This is a genomic window from Petrocella sp. FN5, from assembly GCF_029210395.1.
Classification (GTDB): domain Bacteria; phylum Bacillota; class Clostridia; order Lachnospirales; family Vallitaleaceae; genus Petrocella.
On the sequence record NZ_JARGDP010000035.1, the window covers coordinates 25,758 to 32,077 of the forward strand.

A 6,320-nucleotide genomic window follows, 5' to 3' on the forward strand; every position below is an offset into this window, starting at 1 on the left:
CAAATATAATATTTAAAAAAGCTTTCAAAAATACTTTTTTTTAGTTATAATATAGAAGATATCGTCGTAATTGAACTTGAGAATAGCTCAAGTAGAGATAAATGGAAGGGGAACAAATATGTTTAGTACAGATATAGGAATTGATCTTGGTACCGCAAATGTTCTGGTTTATATAAAGGGTAAAGGCGTGGTTTTAAGAGAACCATCTGTTGTTGCTTTTGATCGTGATACAAATAAAATCTTGGCTGTAGGAAATGAAGCTAGAACCATGCTTGGTAGAACGCCGGGCAATATAATAGCGGTTAAGCCACTTAGAGAAGGTGTAATCTCGGATTACACTGTAACAGAAAAAATGCTGAAGTATTTCATTAGTAAAGCGGTCGGACGAAAACTTAGAAAACCGCGTATAACAGTTTGTGTTCCAAGTGGTGTGACAGAAGTGGAAAAAAGAGCTGTTGAAGACGCAACCTATCAAGCGGGTGCTAGGAAAGTTGAAATCATTGAAGAACCTATAGCAGCAGCGATTGGAGCAGGTATAGATATTGCTAAAGCCTGTGGTAGCATGGTTGTGGATATTGGTGGTGGTACAGCAGATATTGCGGTTATTTCTCTTGGAGGAACGGTTGTCAGCATGTCCATTAAGATTGCTGGTGATGTTTTTGATGAAGCGATTGTTAGGTACATGCGGAAAAAACATAATTTATTAATTGGTGAGCGTACAGCAGAAGAAATAAAGATTAAAATAGGAACCGCTTTCAAAAGACCGGAAATTATTCAAATGGATATTCGTGGTCGTAACCTGATTACCGGTTTACCAAAAACCATAACCGTTACATCGGATGAAACAGAAGAAGCACTAAGGGAAGCGGCAGGAAACATTGTGGAAGCGGTGCATAGTGTTCTTGAAAAAACACCACCGGAGCTTGCATCTGATATTGCCGAAAGAGGTATAGTCATGACCGGTGGCGGTAGTTTACTTCAAGGCCTTGACCAACTCATTGAGAGTAAGACAGGTATCAATGTTATTGTAGCGGAGGATGCTCTAACTTGTGTAGCAATTGGTACAGGTAAGTATGTAGAATATTTGGCCAGCCATAAAAGATAAATTATGCTAGTATATCCTCGTAAGGAGGCCCTAAATGAAGAAACTGAGTCTGGAAGAATTGATTAGTCGGGTGGATGAGATTCCTGTATTTTCTCAGACAGTGAACCGTATCATCCAGATAACGGAGGATCCTGAGTCAAGCGCAAAAGATCTTGAAAGTGAAATCATGAAAGACCAAGGCTTAACAACGAAAATATTACGCTTGGCCAATTCATCTTATTATGGTGTGTCAAGAAATATTAAGTCTGTTTCTGAGGCAACCGTTTTGTTGGGTTTTCAGGCTATAAAAAGTATGGTTTTTGCATCAACTGTGGGCAAGGTTATGGAGAAAGAGTTACCTGGATACGCACTTGAACGAGAAGCATTATGGCGTCAGTCTCAGATGTGTGCCATAACGGCAAGGGCCATTGCAAAAAAAGTCAAGTTTCCAAAGCCAGACCAGGCTTATACGGCTGGTTTACTTAGAGATATTGGGAAGGTCATCTTAGATACTTATATGAATGACCAGTTTGAACAGATTATTAAAGAAGTTGAGTTGCATAATAAACCATTTCTTGAAGTGGAAACGGAAGTTTTGGGTTATAATCATAGTGAAGTAGGTGCAAGGATTGCTGAAAAGTGGAATTTACCCCAAGACTTGATAGAATCCATAGCATGCCATCATAACCCGGAGAAAGCAATCGTTAATCCCAAGATGACGGCAATGATACATATTGCAGATGGTCTGATGATGATGATGGGCTATAATATAGGAATCGATGGGCTGAACTATAACTTCTCTGACGATGCCATGACATTACTTGGTATAGATGAATCGGTACTTACGGAGATTATGTCTGAAGTTGCAGATTTTATTGGTGATGAAGGTATGTTCTTTTAAACCTACAATATTGTAAAGGTAGCAGGAGAGAGGTCAATATGGCCTTAACCTATGCTACCTTTTTTTACCCGAGAACATAACTTGTTGTATGGGTTTGTTTGTTATATAATAATATTAAGAATGACTATCAAAAAAATTAAACCTATAGAAGGTTTATCTGAAAATGATCCAAGAAAGGAAGCGTTCAAATGGATATTAGATATGAAGTAGTAACCAATCTAACTAAAACAGAAGTAAGAAGTGAACTTGAAACGTCACTTAAAGAAGAAGGTTTCGGTATTCTCTGGGAATTGAACATGAAAGACAAACTTCAGGAAAAAGGACTGGAGTTTGACAGAGATTTTGTTGTATTAGAGGTGTGTAATCCAATGGCGGCAAAAAAAGTTTTGGATATTGACATAAGTGCCGGTTACTTTTTACCATGTAAAATGACCATTTATGAAGAAAAGGGAAACCAGGTACTGGGTTTGATACTGCCAACGACCTTAATTGCTTTGCAGGAAAATCCGGCTTTAAAATCACTTGCAGAAGAAGTTGAAGAAGCGTTAATTCGTGCCATCAACAATGTGGTGAAATAAAGGAGGCCAACCTTATGTCCCATCAACTTAAGAATCTAGTCATCTACTCCAAGTTGGAGAAGGATTCAATTGTGTATAATTATTATAATCTAATAAGCAAAGAAGACTATAATGAACGACAGAAATCGTACTTTAACTTGGTTAAAGACTTGGTGCAATGTGGCAAAACGCTTATGGAGCATATCATGTTGCTGATGATAGAAGCTGAAAACCACATTATTTCCAAACTGATTGATGAGAATTATCAATTAACCGAGTTTGATTATGCCTGTATTAAAAATGATTTGATGATTATCAATTGGTTGATTCACTATGATGTTGACCAAGCCATTCATGATATAGACAATCAACATGGTCTACTAACATTTCTATTGAGTAAAACAAGTCAGCATAGTCAGGTGAATTGTTATTTAGATTTTTTTAAGACTGTGAGAGACAAGCCTATTTTTCACCAACAGTGTGACGATTTTGTGGTTATGATAAGAAGTCAAGGAACAGGAAGATTTTCAAGTCATGTGGCTTATTATTTGACGACGAACAATACAATTATGCCTGTAGAAAAATATCAACCACTAAAATGGTCTCATATATATGATTACGACATCCAAAAAGAAAGGCTAAAGAAAAATACAGAAGCCTTTGTAAAAAGTAAATTTTATCACCATGCTTTATTGGTGGGTGCAAGCGGTACCGGCAAGTCGTCATCAATTAAGGCGATTGTGGATTTGTATAAAGATAAGCGGCTAAGATTGATTCAGCTCCATAAAGGTCAACTTAGTCAACTGCCGAGTTTGATTGAAGAGCTTAAGACCTCTAATTTAAAGTTTATCATTTTCATTGATGATTTATCTTTTGAGGTCAATGAAGATGAATATAAATTTTTAAAATCTTTTATCGAAGGTGGCGTTCTAAATGAAACAAACAATGTAGCTTTCTATGTGACATCAAATAGAAGGCATCTAATTAAAGAAATAAGATCAGATCGTGAAGGCGATATACACCTACAAGACTTTATACAAGAAATGACATCTCTATCAGATCGCTTTGGCCTGTATCTTACTTTCGAGTCATTAACTCAAAAAGCTTATTTGGAAATGGTTTTTAAGATGATTCAAGAAGAGAAGTTAGAGTATGACCGAAAGTGGGTCGAAGGAGAAGCGAAGAAATGGAGCATACGTCAGGGAGGTATGTCCGGTAGGGTGGCCAATCAGTTCGTAAAACAGTTACACATGATTGGTGAAGACCTATAATAAAGGAGGCTGAACATGGCAAAAGTAAAGCTTAGTTATGATCAAATTGCTGAAAAAATGGTACAAAAATATGAAGATGTTCATCATGGTAAAATGATGTCATCTCCTGCGCTTGTTCACAATAATAAGGTGTTTGCGTTTTATTATGGGGATAGTATGGTATTTAAGCTAGGTAAAAGTTACGACATTAGACAACACGGAGAGATCAAATATGAAGCGTTGAATCCCTTTAAGAACAAAGCCCCTATGTTGGCTTGGTTCGTTATAGGCTTTGATGAAGTCAACCATTGGGACAATCTGGCGGAAGCCGCATACAAAATTATGAAAGAAAGACTTACCGCTGACCTGAAAGTTTAAGCAAGCCCTCACCGAAGGCTTGTGCTGTAAGATGATAATTGAAACCCAGTTGTATGGTCAAGCCTTCAATCATTCCGTTTTTATCTTTGGTATCAAGACCAATGAGCTCTCCGGCACCGATGTATGCTTGGGACTTGGTTTTGTATCGATGGTATCCTGTAATCTCAGTCATAGAATCAATAGCTTCGGCAAAAACTAAGCCGTCTTGACTGATGATTATAAGATGAATGAATGAAAGGCTTTTTACGGTCATTTCGATGACTAAGTAGTTGCCTTTTCTTTTTGCACTTTCATCATTTAACTTAATAAAACCGGACTTATATGCTTTAATCATAAAGAACTCCTTTTCATCTGAGTCTGCAAAAGTAAAAACGAAGTAGCTTATTATATTTATCGGGATAGTAGCTTATGGACTTTAACATATAAACCAATATTAACTCATTACAAAACAGGAGGTATATTATGATAACGACAATTACCCTTAATCCGGCATTAGATAGAACGATTCATATTAATAGTATTAATTATGGTGAAGTAAACCGTGTTGGTGAGATTAGAGAAGATCTTGGAGGCAAAGGGATTAATGTAGGACGTATTCTATCCGGATTTACTTTGCCAACGATGAACATGACCATACTCGGCCAATCGAATCAGCATGAAATTCTTGAGTATTTTAAAAAAGATCAAATGGCTGTTAACTTTATAGATGTTCCCGGTCACACAAGAACCAATATAAAGATTGTTGAGAAAAACCTAAACAGAACGACAGACTTAAATGAATCAGGGTTGAGTGTTGACTTAAGTAGTTATGAAGGATTCTTGGAGAAATTGGACGCCGTTGCTATGAAAAGTGAATATCTTGTTATGAGTGGAAGTCTACCGGAAGGCCTAGCCCAAGATACTTATAAACACATTGCCAATCGCTATGGTAAACAAGTCAAAATAGTAATGGACGCAGACGATGATGTACTAAGGGAAGGCTTGAAAGGTGAACCCTATCTTATTAAACCCAATATTCACGAACTTGAAAACGCATTAGATCGTAAGTTGGAGAACGATGAAGAGATTATAAAAGCAGCCAGGGAAATCATAATGATGTATAAAACGACATATGTACTTGTTTCTATGGGTTCAAAAGGCAGTCTTTTAGTATCGGCACAAGAAGCCTATCGCGGTGGTACCATAGATGTTGATATCATCAGTACGGTAGGTGCCGGTGATGCAATGTTAGCGGGCTTTATCTATGGCCTGTATAGGAAGAAGCCATTACATGATTGCTTGGCTATTGCTGCAGCTTGTAGTGCTCTAACAATCTCAGTTGAAGGTTATCCAAGATTAGATTTGGATGATGTGTACGATAGGGCTAGACAGGTAACGGTTACAAAATTGTAAACCCTTACTTCCTAGCTTCTATAATGTTATATATATGATCACCTTCAGGCTTGTTTCTCTTAAAATCACGGTAATGTTCAATTTTTGTAAAACCGGCTTCTTTTAAAAGAAACTGAAGTTGTTCATAACGCACGGGAAAAAGGGGTATACAGTTTTTCTCGACTTCACCATCATGGATTAACTCGGTGTAACACTCCATACATTGTTGTTCAAGGCATTGGTGTCTCTTTAAGATAAGATCATCCACTTGAATGACGGGTAGTTCTAAGATACCTTTGGCGAGGACAAGATCATAATTAACGACCTCGCATTTAAAAACGCCCTTATCTTTAAGCACGCTGGACATTTCTTTGAAGAATTGTCGAACCGCCATTTCATTAGGTAAATGCGCAAGGGTATTATCAAAGCAAAGAATTTGGTCAAAGGCAGCAACTTCAAAATGTTGTTTGAGATCTAACATGTCAAGGGAATGGAAAGTAGGGCCGTCATCATGTAATCCCCTAGCTTGATCAATAATTTTTTTGTCGATGTCGATTCCAACGACTTCGTGACCTAGGTGGTATAGTGCGTGGCAAAGAGCACCAGTAGCACAACCGATATCGAGTATTTTCTGCGCTGAGTAAGAGTCTGTATTAACAAAATCGAGTTTGTCTTGGTCCAAAGGAAACAATTGATCGTAAAAATGTATGATATTCTTGTAATAGGACATAGTAACCTCCTTATATACTTTCAAAAGGGTCGAATTGGTATCTATTATC

General features: G+C 37.4%; 8 protein-coding genes. 6 read left to right on the forward strand and 2 right to left on the reverse strand.

From position 1 onward, the window contains the following. Positions 1–118 precede the first annotated feature (118 nt). The 5 genes from P0N36_RS09695 (at position 119) to P0N36_RS09715 (ending at position 4,170) form a co-directional block, all read left to right on the forward strand. On the forward strand, positions 119–1,105 hold the full coding sequence (locus tag P0N36_RS09695; protein WP_275842643.1) for a rod shape-determining protein: 987 nt from the start codon (positions 119–121) through the stop codon (positions 1,103–1,105). A 34-nt stretch (positions 1,106–1,139) separates the two neighbouring features. After that, a complete protein-coding gene (locus tag P0N36_RS09700) occupies positions 1,140–1,985 on the forward strand; it encodes an HDOD domain-containing protein (RefSeq protein ID WP_275842644.1) in 846 nt (281 codons plus the stop codon). Positions 1,986–2,173: 188 nt separating this feature from the next. After that, a complete protein-coding gene (locus P0N36_RS09705) occupies positions 2,174–2,563 on the forward strand; it encodes a DUF302 domain-containing protein (RefSeq protein WP_275842645.1) in 390 nt (129 codons plus the stop codon). 14 nt (positions 2,564–2,577) lie between these two features. After that, a complete protein-coding gene (locus P0N36_RS09710) occupies positions 2,578–3,813 on the forward strand; it encodes an ATP-binding protein (RefSeq protein ID WP_275842646.1) in 1,236 nt (411 codons plus the stop codon). A gap of 15 nt (positions 3,814–3,828) precedes the next feature. Beyond that, positions 3,829–4,170 carry a hypothetical protein gene (locus tag P0N36_RS09715; RefSeq protein WP_275842647.1) on the forward strand — a complete coding sequence of 114 codons (342 nt, stop codon included), beginning with the start codon at positions 3,829–3,831 and terminating at the stop codon, positions 4,168–4,170. On the opposite strand, the gene P0N36_RS09720 is transcribed toward P0N36_RS09715, so the two are convergent. After that, positions 4,148–4,504, reverse strand: coding sequence for a hypothetical protein (locus tag P0N36_RS09720; RefSeq protein WP_275842648.1), 357 nt, complete (start codon positions 4,502–4,504; stop codon positions 4,148–4,150). The two genes, P0N36_RS09715 and P0N36_RS09720, sit on opposite strands and share 23 nt — an antisense overlap. A gap of 128 nt (positions 4,505–4,632) precedes the next feature. Here P0N36_RS09720 and pfkB point away from each other — a divergent pair, with 128 nt between their 5' ends. Beyond that, positions 4,633–5,562: a 1-phosphofructokinase gene (pfkB, locus tag P0N36_RS09725; protein ID WP_275842649.1), complete on the forward strand. Its 930-nt coding sequence runs from the start codon at positions 4,633–4,635 to the stop codon at positions 5,560–5,562. Positions 5,563–5,566: 4 nt separating this feature from the next. Here the strand turns inward: pfkB and P0N36_RS09730 are convergent, their stop codons facing one another. After that, positions 5,567–6,271, reverse strand: coding sequence for a class I SAM-dependent methyltransferase (locus tag P0N36_RS09730; protein WP_275842650.1), 705 nt, complete (start codon positions 6,269–6,271; stop codon positions 5,567–5,569). Positions 6,272–6,320: the final 49 nt, after the last annotated feature.